At 37.0% G+C, this 21,759-nt stretch carries 20 protein-coding genes and 1 tRNA gene; 5 read left to right on the top strand and 16 right to left on the bottom strand.

Features of this window, described 5'->3' with window-relative positions; genetic code table 11:
- Nucleotides 1–57 precede the first annotated feature (57 nt).
- The 4 genes from DEU39_RS02420 to DEU39_RS02405 all read right to left on the bottom strand — a co-directional run bounded on the left by DEU39_RS02420 (nucleotide 58) and on the right by DEU39_RS02405 (nucleotide 2,899).
- Nucleotides 58–798, bottom strand: coding sequence for a hypothetical protein (locus DEU39_RS02420; RefSeq protein WP_120230812.1), 741 nt, complete (start codon nucleotides 796–798; stop codon nucleotides 58–60).
- Between the two features lie 216 nt (nucleotides 799–1,014).
- The gene (locus tag DEU39_RS02415; protein WP_120230811.1) at nucleotides 1,015–1,557 is read right to left on the bottom strand and encodes a hypothetical protein; all 543 of its coding nucleotides are present in this window, start codon (nucleotides 1,555–1,557) and stop codon (nucleotides 1,015–1,017) included.
- 105 nt (nucleotides 1,558–1,662) lie between these two features.
- On the bottom strand, nucleotides 1,663–2,031 hold the full coding sequence (locus tag DEU39_RS02410) for a VOC family protein (protein ID WP_120230810.1): 369 nt from the start codon (nucleotides 2,029–2,031) through the stop codon (nucleotides 1,663–1,665).
- Between the two features lie 7 nt (nucleotides 2,032–2,038).
- Nucleotides 2,039–2,899 carry an alpha/beta fold hydrolase gene (locus DEU39_RS02405; RefSeq protein WP_120230809.1) on the bottom strand — a complete coding sequence of 287 codons (861 nt, stop codon included), beginning with the start codon at nucleotides 2,897–2,899 and terminating at the stop codon, nucleotides 2,039–2,041.
- Nucleotides 2,900–3,159: 260 nt separating this feature from the next.
- On the opposite strand from DEU39_RS02405, the gene DEU39_RS24810 reads away from it, so the two are divergent.
- Entirely contained in the window at nucleotides 3,160–3,303 is a 144-nt protein-coding gene (locus DEU39_RS24810) for a bacteriocin-like protein (RefSeq protein WP_002980068.1), read from the top strand.
- Nucleotides 3,304–3,329: 26 nt separating this feature from the next.
- Nucleotides 3,330–3,476 carry a bacteriocin-like protein gene (locus DEU39_RS24275; protein ID WP_165835290.1) on the top strand — a complete coding sequence of 49 codons (147 nt, stop codon included), beginning with the start codon at nucleotides 3,330–3,332 and terminating at the stop codon, nucleotides 3,474–3,476.
- Between the two features lie 153 nt (nucleotides 3,477–3,629).
- Here DEU39_RS24275 and DEU39_RS02400 read toward each other — a convergent pair.
- From DEU39_RS02400 to DEU39_RS02370, 7 genes are all read right to left on the bottom strand, one after another.
- Nucleotides 3,630–3,714, bottom strand: a tRNA-Ser gene (locus DEU39_RS02400).
- 213 nt (nucleotides 3,715–3,927) lie between these two features.
- Nucleotides 3,928–4,422, bottom strand: a complete 495-nt coding sequence (locus tag DEU39_RS02395; RefSeq protein WP_120230808.1) for a hypothetical protein — start codon at nucleotides 4,420–4,422, stop codon at nucleotides 3,928–3,930.
- 87 nt (nucleotides 4,423–4,509) lie between these two features.
- Nucleotides 4,510–5,175 carry a hypothetical protein gene (locus tag DEU39_RS02390; RefSeq protein WP_120230807.1) on the bottom strand — a complete coding sequence of 222 codons (666 nt, stop codon included), beginning with the start codon at nucleotides 5,173–5,175 and terminating at the stop codon, nucleotides 4,510–4,512.
- 2 nt (nucleotides 5,176–5,177) lie between these two features.
- Entirely contained in the window at nucleotides 5,178–9,980 is a 4,803-nt protein-coding gene (locus tag DEU39_RS02385; protein WP_120230806.1) for an RHS repeat-associated core domain-containing protein, read from the bottom strand.
- 19 nt (nucleotides 9,981–9,999) lie between these two features.
- The gene (locus tag DEU39_RS02380) at nucleotides 10,000–11,259 is read right to left on the bottom strand and encodes a tetratricopeptide repeat protein (RefSeq protein ID WP_120230805.1); all 1,260 of its coding nucleotides are present in this window, start codon (nucleotides 11,257–11,259) and stop codon (nucleotides 10,000–10,002) included.
- Entirely contained in the window at nucleotides 11,259–13,421 is a 2,163-nt protein-coding gene (locus DEU39_RS02375) for a type VI secretion system Vgr family protein (protein ID WP_120230804.1), read from the bottom strand. Before DEU39_RS02375 ends, DEU39_RS02380 begins: the two co-directional genes overlap by 1 nt.
- A 545-nt stretch (nucleotides 13,422–13,966) precedes the next feature.
- Entirely contained in the window at nucleotides 13,967–14,470 is a 504-nt protein-coding gene (locus tag DEU39_RS02370; protein WP_120230803.1) for a DinB family protein, read from the bottom strand.
- 157 nt (nucleotides 14,471–14,627) lie between these two features.
- On the opposite strand from DEU39_RS02370, the gene DEU39_RS02365 reads away from it, so the two are divergent.
- The gene (locus DEU39_RS02365) at nucleotides 14,628–15,764 is read left to right on the top strand and encodes a tetratricopeptide repeat protein (protein ID WP_120230802.1); all 1,137 of its coding nucleotides are present in this window, start codon (nucleotides 14,628–14,630) and stop codon (nucleotides 15,762–15,764) included.
- 93 nt (nucleotides 15,765–15,857) lie between these two features.
- Entirely contained in the window at nucleotides 15,858–16,196 is a 339-nt protein-coding gene (locus DEU39_RS02360) for a nuclear transport factor 2 family protein (protein WP_120232180.1), read from the top strand.
- On the opposite strand, the gene DEU39_RS02355 is transcribed toward DEU39_RS02360, so the two are convergent.
- From DEU39_RS02355 to DEU39_RS02340, 4 genes are all read right to left on the bottom strand, one after another.
- Nucleotides 16,193–16,756 (bottom strand): DUF6624 domain-containing protein, encoded by a 564-nt coding sequence (locus tag DEU39_RS02355; protein WP_120230801.1) that lies wholly within the window; start codon nucleotides 16,754–16,756, stop codon nucleotides 16,193–16,195. The genes DEU39_RS02360 and DEU39_RS02355 overlap by 4 nt on opposite strands.
- A 36-nt stretch (nucleotides 16,757–16,792) precedes the next feature.
- Nucleotides 16,793–17,344, bottom strand: a complete 552-nt coding sequence (locus DEU39_RS02350) for an AAA family ATPase (protein WP_120230800.1) — start codon at nucleotides 17,342–17,344, stop codon at nucleotides 16,793–16,795.
- Between the two features lie 61 nt (nucleotides 17,345–17,405).
- Nucleotides 17,406–18,401: an MsnO8 family LLM class oxidoreductase gene (locus DEU39_RS02345; protein WP_120230799.1), complete on the bottom strand. Its 996-nt coding sequence runs from the start codon at nucleotides 18,399–18,401 to the stop codon at nucleotides 17,406–17,408.
- Nucleotides 18,402–18,466: 65 nt separating this feature from the next.
- On the bottom strand, nucleotides 18,467–18,823 hold the full coding sequence (locus tag DEU39_RS02340; RefSeq protein ID WP_062670417.1) for a winged helix-turn-helix transcriptional regulator: 357 nt from the start codon (nucleotides 18,821–18,823) through the stop codon (nucleotides 18,467–18,469).
- Between the two features lie 108 nt (nucleotides 18,824–18,931).
- Between DEU39_RS02340 and DEU39_RS02335 the strand changes: the two genes are divergently transcribed.
- The gene (locus DEU39_RS02335) at nucleotides 18,932–20,065 is read left to right on the top strand and encodes an MFS transporter (RefSeq protein ID WP_228436607.1); all 1,134 of its coding nucleotides are present in this window, start codon (nucleotides 18,932–18,934) and stop codon (nucleotides 20,063–20,065) included.
- Between the two features lie 127 nt (nucleotides 20,066–20,192).
- Here DEU39_RS02335 and putP read toward each other — a convergent pair whose 3' ends face one another.
- Nucleotides 20,193–21,689, bottom strand: a complete 1,497-nt coding sequence (putP, locus tag DEU39_RS02330; RefSeq protein ID WP_120230797.1) for a sodium/proline symporter PutP — start codon at nucleotides 21,687–21,689, stop codon at nucleotides 20,193–20,195.
- Between the last annotated feature and the right edge of the window lie 70 nt (nucleotides 21,690–21,759).

Raw genomic sequence — 21,759 nt, 5'->3', positions numbered from 1 at the left:
AGGATCACTTTTTTACAAAAATAGCCCTATATTTTTACAGGGCTGTTTTTTACAATATTATTTTTTCTTTTCAGGAAATGATGCGGTAACATTTCCGTTATCATCTAAAAAATCCAGTTTGGCTTCATTATTTTTATCTACACAGAATCTGGCTCTTGGTTTTCCTTTGCTGTCAAATAAAAACAGTCCGTTATGTTCATCTTTGGTTTTCCCAAGCATCATTCTTGGTGCTCCTCCGATAAGTCCCTGCTGTTGATATTCTTTGTATTTTTTCTGTGCAGCTTCAGGATCTTTCATCTGATCCAGCTCCGCAAAGATTTCTCCTGTTTTTATTTGTGATTCTTTTGAAGGACGATCATTGAAATAAAGCCCGCTGGACACTACTCTTTTGTCACCTTTCTTATAATCCTGAGTCAAAAGCTGCATGACCTGATCACCATCATACTGGTCGTAAGTTAGAGATAACCCTGAACTGTGGCCGTTCTGATTTTTCTGTCCGTCATAGATAAAACCTCCGCATTCGATTCCTTCTTCATTGAAAAAGAGCATACCGGAACGTTTCTTTCTTGTTTTATTGGTGGGCCTGCTGTTTATTTTTTCTTCTCCTGTAGGAAATTTTCCGACATTGGTAATGATCATTTTTACCGTACCGTCTTTTTCGACGATATTGATTCTTTCCACATCTATTTCAGTAAACTTCTGATTTCCGGATATTTTAAAGGCTGAAGCAGTTAAAAATACAATTCCAATGGCTGCTGTAAAGGCAAATGTTCTTAAAAAAATGAGTTCTCTGTTCATACTGTTATCTTGTTAATTGTTTTTGTTTTGACAGGTCAAAGCTATGATAACCCTGTCTGCCATTCAATCAGAAAACAATGAACTAAGGAAATAAAGAAATGAATGAAGCACTTTCATCATTGAGTATTTTATATCCTTCTTTTTTCGTAACTGATCCGGTAAATAAAAACACCCATCAAAAAATGACGGGTGTGATATGATGGTAATTTTCAGCAATTAATTAGCTGCCGGATCAATAAGCGTTGGTGTTAAACCTAATGATTTCAACAGGTTTTTATTGTCAAAAAACAATGTTGCATAATGTTTTCCTTTTTTAAAAACAAGTTTTGATCCATCTGGAAATTCACTGTCAGCTCCTAATTTTTGCGTTTTAGCATTGTATTTAGTGAACCTGGTTTTACTATCCTGTAAGGTACTTTTATTCAGCACAAGGCCAAAAGGAAGCCCTTCCACCACTAAAGATTTATTGTCTGAAGCTGCGAAAAACATCTCATTGACAGCATTATCTTTTCCAAGACCACAATAAAGTTCCAGCCCTGTTTTCATTGGCCATTTTGCATATTTTTCTTCGTTGGCATCTTCATAAAAAACAGTTTTTACATTCAGTGCTTTTGATATTTTATCGGGTGTCTGTGGGAAGATAAATTCTGAATTTTTGTCCAATAAAGAATTCAAAGCGGCTGTTTTTTGTGAAAATGCAGTCACACTTAATGCCAGAAAAAAGAGGGTTACAATGAAATTGAATGGTTTCGTCTGCATGAGAATATTTTAAAATTTTAATAATTTGATGATTAAAGGTATTAAAATTACACAATTTGTGTGATATAATTCTATGGTGAAACCTTATCTATAAAATTCCCGATTTTACTTCTTTTGCTGCAAATTGAACACCGTCCCAGCAGGATCAGTAATCCAGTGCATGTTGTCAGGAAGTTCTTCAATCTCGTCACAGGTTTCCACACCATTTGACAGCAAGTATTCTGTTGCTGTTTCTACATCAGGGACCGTGAGTTGTAACCAGGTTTCGGAATGGGTATAATTGTCGACACAATCCAGCCAAATAATATTATTCCCGAATTTTACTTCGTGAGTTCTGGAAACAGTAGGATTATTAATGGGTTTTTCCTCCACTTCTAATTTTAGAATTTCTCTGTAGAAGGCAACTGTTTTTTCATATTTATTTTTGGGAATTTTTATAGCGATATTAATTCCTGCTTCAAATTTTGGATTCATACTCAAACTATTTTAAAAAATTATTCAGATAGTTCAGAATCATTGCTGTCTGCATCATCAGACTCACATGGGTTTGTCCCGGAGCAATAGCCAATTGCGATTTGGGCATTTCTCCCATGTCCGCAAAGACATCACCTCCCAATAATTTATAAGTTTTTGAAAGTTCTGTTTTGTCCAATCCATCATTATCACCAGCTATGATTAAAACCGGTACCCGAATTTTAGAAATGTTATTATCGCCAAGATCAAAAGGTTGTCCCGCAGAAGCTATCATCTGCTGCAGAAATGGAGTCCATTTTGTTTTATCTGGTGCTACAGCATTATAGGCAGTATGCATAGGACTGTTTGTAAAGAGGTCGGGTTTCATTCCTTCAAGCGCTTTATTTACTTCGGGCAGCCAGCCATTAGTTTTATATGTTGATGAAATAATAACCAATTTGTTCAGTCTTTCCGGACTCTGTATCGCTAATTGATAAGCCACTTCACCTCCAAAACTGTATCCTGCAACATCAGCTTTATCAATTTTCAGATAGTCCATTACCTTTGTAACATCACTGGCCAAAGTAGCGTGTGATAATTTCCTTTCCGAAAACGGAGTATGTCCATGTCCCTGTAATTCAAGTGCTATTACTTTTCTGTTTTTTGACAGTTCCGGGATCAGCTCGCCCCAATTCAGGTCAATCGTCATAAAGGCTCCATGTAACAGCACAACAGGCTTTCCTTTACCATAAACTTCATAATACACTTTGATTCCGTTGGCAGGCGCATAGCCGCTTTCAGAAGGTTTTATTTTTTGTCCATATGATTTTGATACTGTAAGAAAAACAGTTAGGACCACTAATGCAGAGAATTTGAATAAATTTTTCATAATATTATCAGATTTGGTGGATTAAACTTTTAATCAAAATTACCAAGTCAATCTGAAAACGGACTTGTCAAAGGACAAGATTTTATTAAGATGGAATGAATTTTAAAAACTGAATCTCAAGACCCACCCATTAAATTATTTTACACAATTCTATACAACATTATATAATTAATCAATTAAAAATAAATATTTTTATAATAATTCTACAATAGTTGATAAAATTTGATTAATTTCGAATAGAACTAAACTTAAAAATTATTATGAAAAATTTAAAGAAAATCGAAAGACAGGAATTGAAAACAATTAAGGGCGGAATTGATTGCAGAGGTGGTCAGTTATGTTTGATCGGTGGCAAGTGGCAATGTATGCCTTACGACGGATGTGGTGGGGGAAACCAGCCTTAATTTACGTTTAACACAATTACTTGACTATGAAAAATTCTAAAAAAATTTCAAGAGACCAATTAAAGAGTATTAATGGCGGAGCGGTAAGCTGTTCTGAAGCATGCTGTCCACCTCCGGGAATCAAAAGATGTCCGTGGGTGATCTGTATAGCACCATGTGAGATTTTAAGTTAAAGAAGACCCTATTCTCAACAATAAACCCTGTGATTTTGAATTGCAGGGCTTTTTATTTAAACTATATAATGTATTCTTATTTATACTGATTTCAATCTAAGATATACTCTAAAAATAAAAAACCTTAAATCAATTGATTTAAGGTTTTCTTTGCGGAGAGTGAGGGATTCGAACCCCCGGACCTGTTACAGTCAACAGTTTTCAAGACTGCCGCAATCGACCACTCTGCCAACTCTCCTTTAACTCCGGCAGTACCGTTGTTTTCAGTGGTGCAAATATAGAAAGTTTTTTATTACTGACAAAATATTTTTACAATAAAATTCGTATTTCTGGTGTTTTAAAGAGACAGCAATGTCCTTAGCCAAATAAAATTTGAATATTAAGATCTCAACATCAGATATTTAAACTCAGGGATGAAATATTTACGTTTCAATATTTTTTCACTAATTTTTTAACCATAGTAATACTCGGTAGTCACGTCTCCGCTGAAAGCCGGGTATGCATCCTGTTTTTCCATGTGCAACTCAAATAGTCTTTCGCCATTTTGACTTCCTCCCCGTATTTTCAAAGTATGCCATCCGTTTTCCAAGGATAACGTAATACTGTTTTCCTCATTAATGGTAGTAATATCTTTTAAATAGCCAATTCCTACAATTTTTACTTCATTATTAGCCGTCTGAAAAACCCAGCCTCTTGACTCTACCTCTACTTCACTATCATTCAGGATTTTTTCCTCATTTACAGAAACCCGGAATGCATAATAGTCTTCCTCTACCCCTATAATTGGAATAGCGATTCCTGATTTTGTTATTTCATCCCCATGTTCGTTTTCTACAAAATATTTTAAAATATTATTACCGGAAAGGTGATTTTCTTCCAGATATTTTGCTAAAAGTTGTGGACTAAACACCACAAAACCTTTAAGTTCTGAGAATATTTTTTTCATAATATATTTGAATTGGATTTGGATTAAATATTTAAACTCTATTGTTGTGCTTTTGACTTACCGTCCATTTCACATCAATACAAGCACTCAGGTTTTTCTTGAAATTTCAGATAAATAATTGTATTGTTCTATGAGAAAATCATTAATTATGACAACAACTTCATCTATATTTTTTAAAAATAATTCCTGGTATTCTCTTGCCGGTTTATTCAAACTGTAAATAATTTGGGAATATTCATATTTTGATAATCCGATATAGATATAGTAAGGTTTTTCAGAATTCCGATTGTAGGTAATGTCTATAAAAAGTTTTCCTCTTACTGCTGAAAAAATCAATTCTATATCATCATACAAAGCTTCATTTCTTATCAGATTATTATAAACAATGGTCCAGCTTGAAATTTTTAAAGGGATAAGCTCTTTTTTTGAAGGATTCAGGTATTCTGATAATGTATTGTATAATTTATCAATTTGATGACCTGTCTCTATTGTTTTATAAATAGCTGCACCATCATGATGCCATTCCCCTAACCTTCTGGATAGCATACAGAAATCAAAAGAATATCCTACGTTACTGTTTTCATAGGTAACTGAAATATTTTTTCCTGTAATGTGATTTACAGCACTAAACAATAAGGTATCATCAAAAGGGATATCCTCTATATTATAATTTTTGTCTATAAAAACGTTTGCATCAATACTCCATCCGCCTTCAACCTGAATTCCAGTGTTTAGTATTCCTTTATCTTTCATCGTTATGGATAATTTGCTTTTTTTATATAATTATTGGCATCTGCCTCTGATATCGGATGGCTGTGTATGGTACCGGAAGCCACTTCCACTCTCATAAATCTTGTTTTTTCTCCCATATTATATCCAATATCGGTAGGATGTTCATAAATATAGTACGTAACTCCACCATTAGGTACTACATTACCCTTTCTCATGGCATCAAATGCGGCTTTTTTCTCAAAATTTTTGAAGTTATCTTTTACTACATCCGGGAAATATGATCCTTCGGGTTTACCGCCTACTCCTTTAATACTTCTGGCTTTAGCATCTTCCATAGAAGTGGCCTGAATATGTTTGGTAGCATGTATAGAAGGAGGTGTAGGTCTTTTTGCTTTTATAATTGAACCTCGTTCTGCTTTTCTTCGTGACCATCCCCCGTCAACCTCTATTAATCCCAGCGGATCAATTTCCGAATTACTATCATGGGTATATGCATACAGATTGGGATTATCTCCAAGCGGACCCATTGGATCCTGAGAAAGATAAGTCCCGCTTTTTCCATCATAATAACGGAACCTATTATAACAAAGTCCCGTCTCCTCATCTTCATACTGCCCTTGCTGTCGGAAAGGAATAAATGATTCATCACCATTTACATTTTCAATTCTTCCGAAAATATCATAGTCGGCACTCCAGACCAGATTTCCATCCTCATTATAAGCCTGCGCAGGTCTCCCTATATAATCTGAAATAATTGAAGTCCTTCTGTTTCCTTCAATCTTTGCAGACGGCACATGGCTCCCTGTTTCATAAACCCATGTTATTAAATTCTCTACAGGCTCTTGCTTATTTATAATATTTCCTTCATCATCAATTTCATTGGCAGGTCTTGCCTCAATATTATAATTCCATTCATGTAAAAGAACATTACCATCCCAAATATAACGAGTTATTTTCTGCCAGCCAATTTTAGAAATTCTTCTTCCCAGTGCATCATACTCAAAACTCACTTCTTTACCATCAGGACGCTTTACTTTAGCCAGCATTCCATTAGCCCTCCAGGAATAAGCCCAGTCACCGGATTCCCATTCAGTTTTTTGAATTTCTGCTGAGGAATTATCGTTCACATCAGGTAAAATAACACCTTCCGGCATTTTCGGGCGGCTAAGCCAATCCGAGGCAATGGCTTTGTAATAAGGATGAGCGCTGTTTGATTTTTCCTGATGTTCTGGCCTCGCATTATTGATCACCCTTTTACTCTTTAATAACAAATTTCCTTCTTCATCATAATGATAAAACCAGTTTTTGTCACGCATCAGCTTTCCACCTTTATCATAAATACGGTCGGTACGTTTTATACTTTCATATAAGCAGCCCGTTTCATCAGGGTTTTTATGCTGAACTTTTCCGTTGGAATATTCTGCAGCAGCAAGACTTCCAAATGCATCATAATCAAATCTTGTTCTACCACCTTTTACTTTGTCAAGTATAGTCAACAACCGGCTTCCTTCTCCCCATATATAGTCTTTATGAAAAGTAGTATTTGCTTTATGAGTAATTACTTTCTGGCTTATAGGCATTCCGGTATGATCTAATTCAAAAGTACTTTCTACATTCCCGGTCATTTCACGGGAAAGGATTTGCTCATTTCTGCGGGTTTCAACATTCATCTGCCAAGGTAAAATTACCTCTGTAGTGCTGGCGGAAATGTTTCTAAGCTGTCCCAGATCAGTATAGGAATAATCAATTTTCGCTCCTAAGCTGCTTTCCAGACCGATAAGATTAGCTTGCTGATCGTATTTATATTGAACTAAATGCTCCCCTTGTTTTTCATTGATAATCTGCCCCAGCTGGTTTCTCTGAAAGCTAACACTGCTATCTTCGTTATCTGCTTTGATAAGCAAGCCTGAAGTATCATATTGATATGCCTCCCAGGTTCCGTCCGGATAATCCACCTGCGTTATTCTTCCTGCCAGATCATATTCATAAAAGATTGTATTTCCATGAGGGTTTCTTCTTTGGGTTATCAAACCATCCTTATCACGGATAAAGATTGTTTTGCGTCCCTCAAAGCCGGTTTCACCAATAATTTTGTTATTATTATCTCTTTCAAAAATATAGACCTCTCCTTTTTCATTGGTCATACTTACTAAATTTTCGTAAGCATCATAGCCAAAGGCTAGTGTTTCTTCTTTCTTACTGGTGAGGGCATTCCGGCGGATCTGCCGCTTTAAGCTTCCCATTGGAGTATAACTCATCAACCATTCTGCACGGCCATCTGTAGCATACACCGGAAGATCATACGCATCGTAGCGAAGTTTCAATGGTAATTGCCCCTGTTCATTCACTTCAACCACTCTTCCCATTTTATCTCTGTTCCAAACAGTTCTGCTTAAAGGTTTCGGACTAAAGATCAACAGCCTTCCATAGTCATCAAATTTCCAAAATTGCTCAGTTCCGATAGTATTGGTAAGTTGAGTAAGCTGTCCTCTTTCATTATACTCGTAAAATGCCGTAACATTTTCTCTTATGCATCTTTCCGGAAGCCTTTTTCCATCAGCATATTCATAATAAACATTTTCTTCTGCCGCATCTGTATGACTGATTAATCTTCCATGCTCATCATAATTCCATGTTTCAGAAGCTCCCGAAGGTGAAAAACGGGCAATAACCTGTCCAAACTCATTATACTGATAATGATATTCTTCTCCATCAGGACTGTGAAAAGTCTTGATATTTCCCATTTCATCATACGTATACCCCTGAACACGTCCTTCCGGGCTTCCTATCATTTTCAGTTCATTGTATGCTGTAAAGTCATACCAGGTTTCCCCACCTTCTCCATCTACTTTTTTATATACAAGAAAATGATCATCATAATAATAACGTTCTGTTTTATTATCTTGTTTAGGGTATATTACTTCTGTGAAGCCTTCTTCTTCATCATAATGAAAACTTCCTTCCATATATCCATCCAAACCTTTAGTATATACTACCCTCCCTTTTTTATCATATTTCCAGATATAGCTCATCCCATTTCGGTTGACTCTTCTTACAATTTGATTTTTCCCATTATATTCAAAGACGATCGCTTTTTTGTGAATATCCCAGACATGGGTAAGATTTCCACGCTCATCATAACTGTAACGGACCAACAGATCTTTTTGGTTTTTATAGCAATAACAGACTTCTGTAATCTTTTTATATTCAGGGTGAATAGTGGTTTCTATACTTGTTTCTGTATTAACATCTTTTATCCTTTTTAGAACAATATTGCGGCCTTCATACTCATATTCACGAACAGTTCCGTCACCATATTCGATCCTTGCAATTTTATATATCACTCCTTCTGTAACATGATGAAAGCGGGTATAAGTGTAGATGTCTGTACCTTTGCGAACAACCCAAATACTGTTATTTGGTCTGTATTGCCAGATTTTCTGATCTCTGAAATAGGTCATTTCTTTTCCAATTTCAGGTACGGTAACAAGCATGGCTATATTTTCTTCAGGATGCATCCATCCGGCAAATTTGTTATTCTCTTCAGGAAGGATAAACAGATCGTGATTATTAAAAACGCCATTTCCTAAAGGCCCAAAATCATAAGGTCTATCGCTGTGCCATTTATTTTTCCAGGTTAAAGGAGTATTCCCTAGAATTTCGAAATCCTCCCATTCAAAAAACATAGCACCCGTTGCAAAATTAACAGGTTCCAGCCCCCAATGACATAATTTCTTAGAAAGAGCATTTGAAAATTTAAACTTATTGAAAGGAGCTTTTTTAAGAACACTGTTATTAAGCTTTTTTAAACCATTTGCTCCCAGTTTTCCTATTTTCTTTGTTAAACTTCTCATTAAGAACATCCCGGCAAGACGCATCAGCATTTCTCCGGGTGTATAAGTATGAGGAACAAAGGCTCCTCCCACCAATACAGGGCCTCCCGTATTGATCTGGATATACATGCTTGAAAAGTTATTGTAGAAAGCAAAATAAGCCAATGGATTTTTCTTGGGTTTATCCGGCATTGCAGGCAGCATGGTCATTCCGAAAGGAAATCCCATACACGTTAATACCTGTTGAGGCTGATTTCCGCTCATTTTACTTCCCTGTGCCAGAACGGTCTGTGAGCCGTAATACACTTCTCCTTCATGGGGAGCTTCCTGAGGAAAAGGAATGAGATACACCGGAATAAGCGATGTAACATGTCTGAATGGAATCACCACTCCCATCACACTGGTTGTAGTGGTAGCTTTATGCCTTCCGTGAACATATATTGAGCCTCCCATCGGAATACTTTCCGGAAGAGAAGGCATCAGATTTCTTGCAAATTGCGGAACCGGAATCTTGATGGTAATATAATCCATAATATCAAAAACAATCCCGATAAATGGATGAGGCAATGGCAAAGGAATAAACATAAATGAAGGTGGCGGCGGAATGAGCGTCCAGTGAATATCAATGGCCAGTACGATATCAAAATGCTTACTTGTATGCTGAATAGCTGTGGAAGGCATTGCAGGATTATTGACCTTAATCAGTTTCACTTTGCTTTCCGGTGCTGCTCTTTCTGTTGTCACAGCACTGTCGCCACCTCCGCCTCCACTGCTTTTCTCCGGCTGGCCGGCATCTCCTCCCAATATGGATTTAGCCATAGAAACAGGATTCAGGGAATCAAAATTATTTTTCATTCCGTTTTTCCAGCCCTGTGTGGTTTTATCCCAACTTACCGAAGTAACGTCTGCTTTGACCTTCCAGGAGCGGTCCGGGTTCATATCCGGCTTTGCTACCTTGATGGGTTTTACTGTTTTTTTATTCAGATCTGCCATGATTTCTTTTAATTTGAGATTACCCTGCTTTTGGTTTTTCTACACTCACCTTCCAGTCATCACCAAAATAAGTCTTCATTTCATTGTCCAGTATTGTTTTTTTATCGATATCACCTTCATATTTGAGAATAAGCATTGAGGCTACAAACCTAAGGCTGCTCTGTTCTCTGGCTGAAGAATCCATCAATTTTGCTATATCCAGACATCTTTCAAAATATCTGATCATTTTATCTTTTGTCAGAACCGTATCATTCAATGTAGCGATGATTCTGTAACACTCAATCGCCATTGCATATTCTCCTATTTTCTGAGCAGTTTCTGCAGCTTTTTCAAATATTATTTCTGCTTTGGATTTTTTAGAGTTTCCCAGCAGAAAACTACCATAATTCATATACATCTGAACTGCTAAAGGGCTATCCGGTTCTACTTCTTCTAATATTGTGCGGTAGGTATCTTCTGCCTTTTCTTTCTTCCTGTCTGCAGTATAAGCCTGGGTAAGCATAAAATAAGCAGAAATCTCTCCCTGTTTATTCTTTTGTCCTTTGGCAAGTTTCACAGCTGTTTTCAATGCATGCTCTGCTTCTTTGAATCTTTCTTTGCTTAAGTGATTGCTTGCGATAAGAATCTGTTGTTGAAAATCCGTATCCGGACTGTTCTTCTTGCGGTTAGTGTGAGCCGCAGTATTCTGCATTAACTGATGAATGTCTACTTCCACTCTGAAGCTATGCGCAGAAGAGATATTGGGCAAAGTTCTGTAGGTATGATGTTCTGCCCATACCAGTTTAATATCTTTATTCTCTGACATTTCACAGATCCTGCACCACTCTTTCACCCATAAAGAAAGTTCCCCGGTATCACTGATCCTGAGTGGAGCAATGTAGATGTAAATTTTAGAATCCTGAATATTAGGGAAGTTCTTCTTTAATTCCATCAAAGGATAAAATGCCTTATATGCATCTGTTTTAAAGTTTTCTTCCGGGTTTTTCAAATCCCATTGAGGAATATTCTCTTCGCTTTTTTTCAACATCTCATAGAACTCAGTCCATTCATCCAATAAGGTTTGCCCGAAAGAGTTCATTCCGTTAAATTCCTGATAATGGAGTAAAAAAACATCATCACTTTCTTCATCTTCAGAAAGTTTCGATTTGATAAATCCGTCAAAAAGATCCGTTTCATGTTTTTCGCCTATACAGATCAGCATAGGTTTTTCTTCGTTTTTTGAAACAACTTTCTGCCATTGTCTTTTTAACTTCACCAACTCCAAATCTACAGGATTCATTAATTCAGTTTTACAGTTCCACTTACAATATTTGTTTCACTTCCGCCGCCAACATTAATTTTTCCTCCACTGCTAAGATTGGCTTCAGTATCACCTCTCATGGAAAGCGTATTGGTTCCGATATCAAGGGTATCAGATTTGATTCCAACACCGGAAGTAGGTTCACCATCTTCAGGTCCTACTCCAACTCCGATACTTGTTGTTCCACCAACTCCAATATTGACTCCCTGTACAAATATTTCTTTTCCTTTAATCTGAATATTCCCATCTTTATCCATATAGATTGAGCTGCTTCCACAATTCAGCGTAATGGAAATTTTGCTGTCTATGCTTATATTTCCTGCTCCGTCCAGAAAAACAGAATTTTGATCTTTATCTTTTACGGTAATCCCACCAGCATCATCCAGGCTCATTGTATGCCCGCTTTTACTGCTTAAGCTTTTAATATTATTTCCGGCACCACCGCCGCCGCCAACGCCTCCATGGAACATTCCTCCCATCACGAACGGACGGTCAGGATGCTGGTGCGCGAAATTAACCACCACCTGGTCACCTTCTTCCGGAATCGCCATGAAACCACGATTTTTACTCACTTTTTCGCTTCCTCCACCATCTGGAGTCATTACCCTGATATATTCTGTTGTGGTAGAACCATTTTGCCAGTCGAACTGTACTTTAACTCTACCCTGATTCAAAGGATCTACATTGGAAATTACTTTGGCAAATTGTGCATCTGCTTTTGGGGTATGAAACTCCGGACGTGGAATAAATCCCGTATCAGAAGCTATTGCTTCAAAAGTTCCGGTATAATATCCTCTGGCATCTACCTCATGGTACATATCAGTAATCATCAGTTTGGTAAAATAGGTCGTTTCACTGCTTTCAGCTTTTCTCATTTCTATATCCGCGATACAGCCGGGATAAAGAAATGGCACTGTGGTAATTCCTGAAATAACAAAGACTTCAACAGCCTTACTACCAGCAGTCCCTTTCTGGGAAGTTTCCACATCCATGAAAGACACCGCTTTTATGGGAGCCACTCTTAATGAAGGAGTCGTAAAAGTTTTTTCTGAAATTTCATACGCTCTTTTGGCAATATCTGAAGTATGATTAATTTTTGAACTTCCTGCTGTTAATTTTTCATTTTTACTACTGTTATAACCATAAAATGAAGGATTCACATGCTGAGCTTTCATTTTTATCTTGATATCACTCACACTGCTTCCATACGTAAGCTTCACAGGTTTTTCCTGAGGCGGAAGTTTTCCGAAATGCAATACTTCACCATCGTAATAGAACTGTTCACCGTAGGCTTCTGCAATTCTGGCCAGATAGTTATAATGGGTCTCCTCATATTGTGAGCTATAAGAAACATTTCCATGGGCAGCATCCACCCTGAAATCAAAACTGCTTTGCCCGAGCCCTTCTTTGATTACCTGATCTGCAATACTGTTCAGACTAATTTCCTGTGCTCCGCCAAAACTTTGAATATGAGGAGCTGCATCCAAAAGAACCGTAGGGCTTGATCCTGTAAGAACAATATTTCCCAGGCTTCCTTTTTCCTGGCTGAAACCTACTTCTGTGATCACTCCTACAAAGTTTCTTTCGGGGCCGTCTTCAACATCTTTATATCTGAAAATTACGGTAATTCTTTTTCCAAGAAAGTTTTGAGCTTCTTCAAGATTGTGGTTTTCTGAACTCCCTAACGTATCGTGGGCCAGCATCAGATCGAATTCATGATGTTTTACAGCACTTTGTTTTAACTGAAAATGCTTGAAATGTTTTATCACTTTTCCGTCAATTACAATTTCAAGTTTTACTACACGATTGATCCCAGCAACTTGATTTCCGGGTATTGTACTGGCATTATAAATCCCTGAAGTAGGCTGTTTAGCCCATACTTTATCTTCTACCAGTGTGGGAGGGTTCGGTTGTTTAACCTGATTCATAAACATTTGAGAACCGTTTTGAACCACACCTGTATACGCCTGAACCTGAGCCATTTTTTCTGTAGCTTTCTTAATAGTTCCGCTCGATTTTTCCTGTATTTCCTGAGCAGCTTTGTTGACTGCCTGATCTGTCAATGTCTCTTTAATATTCTTTACAGCTGAAATTTTATCTTTGGAAACAGGCATTTTGGGTGAATGATCGTCCTGAAACATAATTGTAATATTTTGATTGATTGGGTGTCAGTTTTTTTAAGCCTGAAATCGATCTGAACAACAAAGTTCAGATACATTTTTCGTTATCCGTACTCCATGGTAATGGTGAAATCCGGATATTGAGATCAGAACAGGGTCTTAAAAAGGAAAAGTATAAGTGTAAGTTTACTTTATAACCCTGTTGAATTTCAAGATTTCTCTTGATGTTATTCTTATAATATGTGGGTTTTAATCATTATTAATTTTTTTGTAATTGGATTGGTGGTATTACAAAGATAAAACGGTAACCGCTATTCAGAAAATTTTCATCATGTAATCTGAAATTTTGTCGTAGTTCTACGACTTTTTATAAATAATTCTAAAGTAAATGATTAAAAAAAAGGAATAAACACCTATATATCAAATAAATATTTAACAATTTTTAATAAACGAAAACAAATAATTTTTCACTTAAGATAGAAATAAATCAAAATATAAGATCTTTTAACAAAAAAACCAGCGGTACATTGGCAGCTGGTTTTTGTTGTTAATAGTGTGACGATCCCTTATAATTTCACACTGATCTCCTGCACTTCCTCTGCAGAAAGCCCATAAATTTGAGGTGTTTTTACATCCAGAAGGTTCAGGTAGATGTATAGTTCTGCCCTGTGGTGGATTTCATGTTCTATCATGGCGCGAAGCCATTTCCATACGGAAATTTCACTATTGGCAGGAGTAAGACATTTCCTGGTAAGATCTTCGTCTGATAATCCTTCAATGATTTCAAGAGTCTGCCTGTGCATTTCATTGAAAAACTGAACTGTATTTTCATGGCCGTCAGCAGGGTCTTTACCACATCCAGGATAAGCACTTCTCCTTCCTGCAATGGTCTCTCCATACATATACCGTTCAATGGCAGCAATGTGCCTTATCTGATCACCAATAGTAAATTTCCCTGGTTTGTAGGAAAAATCAATATGCTCAGGAGGAACAACTTCAATAATACGGTTTGTTCTTTCTCTTATTTTCCTGTAATACTCAAGGAATGACTGCACAGTTTTTATTTCCATATCTTTTGCTTTTTCCGTACAGTGAATATAAGAAATCTAATGATATTGAGGTTAAGGTTTTGTTGTAAATCATTCATAAGATTAAAAAAATCCCCAATAAGTGAGTCCAAAATTTGGAAGCTCAATAAATAACCAATATTTTAGTTAAAAAATAACCATGATGAAAAGAGGAATTTGCCTGTGTATTATTCTATTAAGCTTTAAAAATCTTACTGCCCAGTCTGCAAAAATTGATACTGAAAAACTTCTTGAGTATTATGAAACACAACGTTATGCTGATGCAGCTAATTATCTTCAGAGCATATATCCCGGAGATACACAGGATATAAAAGCCCTTTCACAAATTGCTTACTGTAATATGATGGCTGGAAAACTGCCTGATGCAGAGAAAAGTTATCTGAAAATCAACACTATTCAACCCAACAACCTGCCTACTCTATTCAGTTTAGCAAGTATTAACTCCAGACGTGGAAATGTTTCTAATGCCAAAACCTTTCTTCAACAGATCATTCAGCTTGACAGTCTTAATTTCAGTGCTTATAAACAACTTGCTGCTTATGCAGAAACACCGGAATCCAGACTTAATTATCTTAAAAAAGCCAATACACTGAATGCTACCGATCCTGATGTGGCTTATGATCTTTCGATAACTTATAACGGTCTCAAACAATATCAACCCGCTTATGATGTATTGAAAACAGCGATCGCGGCTGATACTGAAAACTTTACTTTACAACAAGCTCTATTGCCGGTTGCCAATCAGCTCACCAAATATCCGGAAGTGATTGAAACTGGTGAAAAACTTCTGAAAAACCATGCTGATGTCAATGTAATGAACGATGTGGGGCAGGCTTATTTTTATGTAAAGGATTATCAAAAATGCATTATGCTTTACAAAATGCTGGAAGACATGGGAGTACAAAATGAAGGCACATTATATTTTATGGCACTGAGCTATCGTGAACTGAAAGATTATAACAACGCTGCCCTCTATGCTCAAAAGACTATTGATGAAGCTATTTCAGATCACACCAACCTTTATTATGCTGCACTGGCAGGCATTTATGAAGCTCAAAATCAGTATAACGAGGCGGTGACCGCTTACAAAAGAGGATTGACTTTTGGGACCAGCAATATTATTTATTACCGTTTGGGACTTCTTTATGATCTCAATCTGAAGCAGCCTAAGAATGCAGTAACCTACTATCAGCTGTATCTTAAAAACAATCCTGATCAGAACAAAGAAAAAGAACAGATTGCCTATGCAAAAGGAAGAATTCCTGTTTTAAAATAAGTTCAAAAAGAGATAAAAGTATTTTGTGATTATAGTCACAAGGGAATGGTCAGTGAACCTTTAATTTTGTATTCAACAATAAAAACAATCTATATGAGTAATACCATTCAAAACGTTGCAGAACAGTTTATCCACTATTTAAATGAAGAAAATTTTGACAAGGCGGAAAGCTGTCTCGATCCTGATTTTAAATTTATAGGGGTAATGGGAAAGAGAGAAGGCGCATCTGTGTACATCAAGGATATGAAGCAGATGAAGTTTAAGTATGAAATTCTTAAGACTTTTACTTCCAGTGAAGATGTTTGTTTCTGGTACAATATTGATATGGGAGAAAAAACAATAGAATCTTCGGGATGGTATCACATAAAGGATGGAAAGATCCGTAGTTTAAAAGTTCTGTTTGATCCGAGACCTTTATTAAAAGAGTCTTAAATCCATCCTGCTTTTTTCCTCCAGATGGTATATTCAGCGTCTTTGCTATCAATTTCCGGAATGTCTTCGGCATCCGGAATTTTATTGATATCTGATTCGGAAAGAGCCCGCAGATTTACCTTTTCGCGTTCTGTATTTAGGTTTTCTTTATTTTCTACGGGATAAATTACTCCTTCAGGGGTCAACTGTGTCCCATACTTTTGAGGTTTACTCTGAAAAACCTGAATCCGGTCGTATAAATAGGCTTTATGCAAAGGGTTAATATCATTGGAATGTTCTTCCATCATAGCATAACATGTTTTCATAAATTCAGGTTCCCCGATGGCATGCTGGATAATCAGCCAGCTTGCATCATTAGCTTTCCCGCCGACTTTTGAGATTGTGGGATAGCCTATTTCTGCTATAATTTCCCGCAGCCGTTTGGCATTGGCTCTATGAATATTTTTCATTTCAGGATGATAACCTCCGGATAATTCTCCAGCCAGCAATAGTTTTTCTCTGACGGACAGATCCTGGTCAGCCATTTCGATCAGTTCTTTTTCAAAAGGAAAATGGTTCATAATTGATGAGTGATAATTGATGAGTGATGAAATTCCTTATATGAGCCTATCAAGGATAAAACGGGCTCTGTTTTCTACTGAAATTTTCGGGACTTCTATGATATTGTAACCATATTCCTGATAAATTTCGTTCATACATTCAAAGGTAAGCATAGATTTCTCAAAGGTTTGTTTTCTTTCAGGGTCATTTTCGTAAATATCTTTCCATGGCGGCAGAATGAAAACATTGTTATGATAAATCATTTCTCTTGCTTTAACCTCCATAGATTCCGGAACAGGAATATTTTCAAGTTTCATATAACCAAGTGTATCCAGTATTCCACGGTCAAAGAAAACAGGTTCTGCAGAAGTTGTCTGACTTATTCTCAGGTAGGTTTTTACAGATTCTTCGAACATCATCTCTGCAAAAAGTTCTTTGTTAAGCCATGGAAGCCCTTCACCACCGGAATCCATCTGTTCTTTAATGATTCTTCTTCCTTCTTCAGATACAGTTATCAGTTCATGACGGCTTAATTCATCCAGCAACGTTGTTTTTCCTGCTCCCGGGCCTCCTGTAATGATATATAATGTTGATATATTCTGTTTCATGGATTTGAATTATAATATAAATAAAGCTCCATAGCACAACAGAAATTTGATACTGTGGAGTTTATCTATTATTTTTAATGATACTTTTATAAGTGTTTATACGATCTTCTTCCCGGTACATATTACACAGGATCAGAAGATCATCTGTATGGTACTTTTGGGAAATCTCATCTAATCTCTGATCTACAGATTGCGGGGTTTCTATAATAATTCTGTTTAATGTAGTAAAGAATTCTTCTTCCTCCTTTGTTCCCAAAATTTTCTGTTCTACTGCTTCCGGAGAAAAAACCGCATTGGGACTTGCCAATTGTCTGGATTGCAAAAACTGATAGGCCATTCCATAAGCATTGCGTCTGGCATCTTCAATTTTGTCCGCTACTGATACTGCCACAGCAACCTGTAATGAAGGCCGGGGAAAATATTGTGTGCTATCAAATTCTTTGAGGTAAGTATCTGTATTTTCCTTTCCATTTTCACTATTCATAAAAGCGGCGAACGAATATCCGACTCCGTGTCTGGCTGCTTCTCTGGCAGAAGTCATTCCTGAACCCAGCCACATAATTTCCGGAATATGCTGTACATGAGTCGGCTGTGCTATAAGTCCATCATATATCCCTTCTTTATCTTTTATGAATTGAATAATCTCTTCCAGTTTGGTTTCCATATTGGATAAAATAACTGGTTTATGATTGTTCAGTGCCATGACAGCATCTTTTAATCCTCCGGGAGCTTTTCCCAGACCGAGAATAAAACGCTCAGGATATAAGGTTGACAACATTTTGGTCCATTCTGCAATCTTATAGGCAGAATAGTTTCTCATCATGATTCCTGCAGTTCCTATTTTGATCCGGTTTGTTTTACTGAGAACAATAGCAGCTAAAAGCTCAGGGCTGGAACTGGCATACGCTTCTACACCATGATGTTCGGAATACATGATACTGTGAAACCCTGTTTCTTCAGCCATTAAAGCAAGATTAAGACTGTTTTTCAATGCAGATGCCGCACTGCCGCCCATGGTGGCGGGTGACTGATCTAATATCCCTAATTTCAGCTTCATGCTATAGAATCAATTTTATGGTGAAGGTATGAAAAAAGCGTTATGTAATAGGAAATATAACCTTATTATTCTTTGGGAGGGAAAACAATTCCTTCACCTTTCATGAAGTCATAGCCCAATGTCATAATGATTTCAATAACCGGGATCGATTTCTTTCCTTTTTCTGTAAGACTATACTCCACTTTCGGTGGAACTACAGGGAAAACTTCTCTGTGAATCATCTCTTTGGCTTCCAGTTCACGCAACTGGCTCGTCAACATCTTATCTGTAATATGAGGAATATCCTTTTTAAGCTCACTAAAGCGAAGAGGTTTCTCCTGTAACCTCCACAAAATAGGCATTTTCCAGGTTCCTCCAATATGACTTAACGCAAATTCAATAGGAGTATAATACAGTCTTTTATCATGGAAAAATTCAGGCATAATAACGTTTTTTAGATTATCACTTTCAAAAAGGTAAGTATAGAACTATAAGGTAAGTATATAGTTTTCTGATAGTCTATTCTGCAAATTTGCAAAAAAATAATGAATATGAACAGAAATCTTTATGTACTGGCGCTAGGTGTTTTCGGAATTACAACCACAGAATTCGGAGTGATTGGCGTATTGCCGGAAATTGCTTCTACATTCCGGATCTCCATTGAAAAAGCAGGATGGTTACTCAGTATATTTGCAATGATTGTAGCTGTCTTTGGTCCTTTCATGCTTCTCTTATTATCTTCATTCAAAAGAAAAAATCTATTGGTATTTTCCTTGCTTATTTTTGTTGCCACCAATATTCTGTCAGCCTATATCTCAAATTTCCATTTGCTTCTTATTATCAGAATGCTTCCTGCGTTTTTCCATCCTGTGTACTGGTCTATTGCCTTATCTGTTGCCGGTCAAACCTCAGATCCTAAAGAAAAGTCAAAGGCTGTGAGCATTATTTTTTCAGGGCTTACATTGGCAACTGTTTTAGGAGTTCCGTTGGCAACTTTTATGTCTGACCTTTTCTCTTGGCAGGCTTCTTTTTTACTTACTGCTTTTATTAACGGAGTCGCTCTGTTAGCTGTATGGATCTATTTACCATCGATTCAAAATACAGGAATATCATCAAATAAATTCTCCATGGAAATATTTCGGAATAAACATTTGTGGATCGGAATTTTCCTTGCATTTTTTATCATTACAGCCATGTATTCAACTTATGGTTATATGGCCGAATTTTTAAGGAGTGTTACCCGAATGAACGGCCTACAAATCAGCATCATGCTCCTCCTGTTTGGAACAGTAGGAATTGCAGGAAATAAAATTGCGGGACGATATATGAGCCAATTTCCGTTTCAAACGACTCTGGTGTTTTTAATCTTATTATCAGGCATTCATCTCCTGATTGGATATTATGGAAGTTATTTTAAACCCATGATCTGGATAATAGGATGCTGGGGATTAGTTCATTCCGGAGGATTTCTAATCAGTAATGTGAATGTGACCTCATCTGTTTCCGATTCTTCAGAGTTCATCAACAGTATTTTTACTTCCTGTGGAAACTTTGCCGTTACAGCCGGAACTCTGCTTGGAGGGAGCTGGATTGCCCATTATGGTATTGAAAATATAATATGGTCGAGCATTATAGGCTTTATCCTTGCACTTATTATGCTAATCATTAATGGCAAAAAACAGTAAAACACCTGTAGCACAGACTGTTAAATAATAATAATTTTTCGATTTTATTTTAAATGTAAAATAAAGAATCTCCCCTTACTTGTGCAAGAGGAGATTCTTTATAACTGTAATATTTTAGTGCCGGATGCTATTCGTGCATGATCTTTTGAACTTCATTGAATTCGCTTTCAATGACAGGATCAGGCTTATATGTTGATAATGAAACAATCACGTTAGTCAACAGGGAAAGCGTAAACCCAGGAATGATTTCGTACCAGTCTTTCAGCGGATGTTGTAGATAAACCCAGGCTAAAACTGTGATTCCCCCTACTATCATCCCGGCAAAGCCTCCCTGCCATGTTGCCTTTTTCCATAAAAGCGACAGCAGGATCAGGGGCCCGAATGCAGAACCAAAACCTGCCCATGCATTTCCCACCAGATTGAGAATACTATCCTTTGGATCCAGGGATAAAAGTACCGCAATGACAGCTACCAGTAAAACAGAAAGTCTGCTTGCTATTAATAATTGCTTAGAAGTTGCTTTTTTATTCAGAAAAGCTTTGTAAATATCTTCTGTTAATGAACTAGAAGTCACCAATAACTGAGAGGAAATCGTACTCATTACCGCTGCCAGAATAGCTGTAAGTAAAAATCCTGCAATGAACGGATGGAATAATATACGGGAGAAATAAATGAAAATAGTTTCTGCTTCCGTCTTTGATCCGTCAAACTTCATCATGGTATTCATATCGAACTTTTGCAGATAAGCGATTCCTACCAATCCTATGGCCAGAGCTCCGGCAACAGTAAAGATCATCCATGTAATCCCGATGCGTCTCGCTTTGATCAGATCTTTAGGTTTGTCAATGGCCATAAAACGTACCAGAATATGAGGCTGACCGCAATATCCTAATCCCCATGCCAGTAAAGAAACAATACTTACAGTCGTTGTTCCTCTGAACAGATCCAGATATTTTGGATTTTTTGCTTCAATCAGAGAAAACGTCTCTCCCACACTTCCGATTTGGGAAATCGCTACAATCGGAACAATCACCAATGCTAATACCATGATGGTGCCCTGTACAAAATCAGTAAGACTTACAGCCAGAAAACCACCTAAAAATGTATACAGCACTACCACCAGACTTGTCAGGAGTAAGCCAGCAGTATAATCCATTCCGAAAGCTGATTCGAATAATTTTCCTCCGGACACCATTCCTGCAGAAGTGTACAGGGTAAAAAATACCAGAATGAAAATAGACGACGTGATCTTCAGAAGCTGATTTTTATTTTTGAACCTGTTTTCAAAAAATACAGGTAACGTAATGGCATTCTGTGCCACTTCTGTATAAATTCTGAGCCTTGGGGCTACAATAATATAATTGAGATAAGCACCAATGGTTAATCCTATGGCAATCCAGGAGCTTGAAATTCCGGAAAGATACATTGCTCCCGGAACCCCCATCAAAAGCCATCCGCTCATATCGGCTGCTCCTGCAGACAATGCTGTTACGGCAGCTCCCATTTTCCGGCCGCCAATTAAAAATTCTTCTGAATTACTTGTTGATTTTCTATAAGAATATATGCCTATACCTATCATTAATAACAGGTACAACCCCACAGAAATCCCTTCATATACTTGCATATCATTATTTTTACGAAGCCGAATATAATGATTTTCTAATGAATGGAATTACGCAAAGCAAACTAAGCTT

It is taken from the genome of Chryseobacterium sp. AG363, from assembly GCF_003610675.1.
In the GTDB taxonomy this organism is placed as follows: domain Bacteria; phylum Bacteroidota; class Bacteroidia; order Flavobacteriales; family Weeksellaceae; genus Chryseobacterium; species Chryseobacterium cucumeris.
Note: the sequence above shows the minus strand (reverse complement) of the source record. Positions and strands in the feature narration are given on the sequence as shown.

Coding starts and splice junctions, on each gene's coding strand:
- DEU39_RS24275 (WP_165835290.1), top strand. CDS start 3,330: ATGAAAAATTCTAAAAAAATTTCAAGAGACCAATTAAAGAGTATTAAT.
- DEU39_RS02335 (WP_228436607.1), top strand. CDS start 18,932: ATGAACAGAAATCTTTATGTACTGGCGCTAGGTGTTTTCGGAATTACA.
- DEU39_RS02415 (WP_120230811.1), bottom strand. CDS start 1,557: ATGCAGACGAAACCATTCAATTTCATTGTAACCCTCTTTTTTCTGGCA.
- DEU39_RS02350 (WP_120230800.1), bottom strand. CDS start 17,344: ATGAAACAGAATATATCAACATTATATATCATTACAGGAGGCCCGGGA.
- DEU39_RS02370 (WP_120230803.1), bottom strand. CDS start 14,470: ATGGAAATAAAAACTGTGCAGTCATTCCTTGAGTATTACAGGAAAATA.
- DEU39_RS02360 (WP_120232180.1), top strand. CDS start 15,858: ATGAGTAATACCATTCAAAACGTTGCAGAACAGTTTATCCACTATTTA.
- DEU39_RS02420 (WP_120230812.1), bottom strand. CDS start 798: ATGAACAGAGAACTCATTTTTTTAAGAACATTTGCCTTTACAGCAGCC.
- DEU39_RS02345 (WP_120230799.1), bottom strand. CDS start 18,401: ATGAAGCTGAAATTAGGGATATTAGATCAGTCACCCGCCACCATGGGC.
- putP (WP_120230797.1), bottom strand. CDS start 21,689: ATGCAAGTATATGAAGGGATTTCTGTGGGGTTGTACCTGTTATTAATG.
- DEU39_RS02390 (WP_120230807.1), bottom strand. CDS start 5,175: ATGAAAGATAAAGGAATACTAAACACTGGAATTCAGGTTGAAGGCGGA.
- DEU39_RS02395 (WP_120230808.1), bottom strand. CDS start 4,422: ATGAAAAAAATATTCTCAGAACTTAAAGGTTTTGTGGTGTTTAGTCCA.
- DEU39_RS02385 (WP_120230806.1), bottom strand. CDS start 9,980: ATGGCAGATCTGAATAAAAAAACAGTAAAACCCATCAAGGTAGCAAAG.
- DEU39_RS02380 (WP_120230805.1), bottom strand. CDS start 11,259: ATGAATCCTGTAGATTTGGAGTTGGTGAAGTTAAAAAGACAATGGCAG.
- DEU39_RS02410 (WP_120230810.1), bottom strand. CDS start 2,031: ATGAATCCAAAATTTGAAGCAGGAATTAATATCGCTATAAAAATTCCC.
- DEU39_RS24810 (WP_002980068.1), top strand. CDS start 3,160: ATGAAAAATTTAAAGAAAATCGAAAGACAGGAATTGAAAACAATTAAG.
- DEU39_RS02405 (WP_120230809.1), bottom strand. CDS start 2,899: ATGAAAAATTTATTCAAATTCTCTGCATTAGTGGTCCTAACTGTTTTT.
- DEU39_RS02340 (WP_062670417.1), bottom strand. CDS start 18,823: ATGCCTGAATTTTTCCATGATAAAAGACTGTATTATACTCCTATTGAA.
- DEU39_RS02375 (WP_120230804.1), bottom strand. CDS start 13,421: ATGTTTCAGGACGATCATTCACCCAAAATGCCTGTTTCCAAAGATAAA.
- DEU39_RS02365 (WP_120230802.1), top strand. CDS start 14,628: ATGATGAAAAGAGGAATTTGCCTGTGTATTATTCTATTAAGCTTTAAA.
- DEU39_RS02355 (WP_120230801.1), bottom strand. CDS start 16,756: ATGAACCATTTTCCTTTTGAAAAAGAACTGATCGAAATGGCTGACCAG.